Origin of the sequence: Streptomyces sp. HSW2009, assembly GCF_040240285.1 — a bacterium.
Classification (GTDB): Bacteria; Actinomycetota; Actinomycetes; order Streptomycetales; family Streptomycetaceae; genus Streptomyces.
In genome coordinates this window covers 1-915 of the sequence record NZ_JBEHZD010001077.1, presented here as the reverse complement: position 1 = coordinate 915, position 915 = coordinate 1, and the positions used below count along the sequence as shown (strand labels likewise).

Here is a 915-nt window from a genome sequence, read left to right as displayed (position 1 = left end):
TTGATGTAGGCGAAGGGCATGCGAAAGGCCCGGCGTAGAGGGTAAGACCCCCGTAGCTGAAACATTGACGGCTTGCTTGAGAGACACCCAAGTAGCACGGGGCCCGAGAAATCCCGTGTGAATCTGGCGGGACCACCCGTTAAGCCTAAATATTCCCTGGTGACCGATAGCGGATAGTACCGTGAGGGAATGGTGAAAAGTACCGCGGGAGCGGAGTGAAATAGTACCTGAAACCGTGTGCCTACAAGCCGTGGGAGCGTCGCCATGTTCTTTGGAGCATGGTCGTGACTGCGTGCCTTTTGAAGAATGAGCCTGCGAGTTTGCGGTGTGTTGCGAGGTTAACCCGTGTGGGGGAGCCGTAGCGAAAGCGAGTCCGAATAGGGCGTTTGAGTAGCACGCTCAAGACCCGAAGCGGAGTGATCTAGCCATGGGCAGGTTGAAGCGCGGGTAAGACCGTGTGGAGGACCGAACCCACCAGGGTTGAAAACCTGGGGGATGACCTGTGGTTAGGGGTGAAAGGCCAATCAAACTCCGTGATAGCTGGTTCTCCCCGAAATGCATTTAGGTGCAGCGTCGTGTGTTTCTTGCCGGAGGTAGAGCACTGGATAGGCGATGGGCCCTACCGGGTTACTGACCTTAGCCAAACTCCGAATGCCGGTAAGTGAGAGCGCGGCAGTGAGACTGTGGGGGATAAGCTCCATGGTCGAGAGGGAAACAGCCCAGAGCATCGACTAAGGCCCCTAAGCGTACGCTAAGTGGGAAAGGATGTGGAGTCGCAGAGACAACCAGGAGGTTGGCTTAGAAGCAGCCACCCTTGAAAGAGTGCGTAATAGCTCACTGGTCAAGTGATTCTGCGCCGATAATGTAGCGGGGCTCAAGCGTACCGCCGAAGTCGTGTCAATCCAATATATAGCC

The 915-nt window shown here is 55.8% G+C and carries 1 rRNA gene; it reads left to right on the top strand.

The features are described 5' to 3' along the window. Positions 1 to 915: ribosomal RNA gene (locus AAHZ94_RS34630) — 23S ribosomal RNA — on the top strand; the annotation flags it as partial.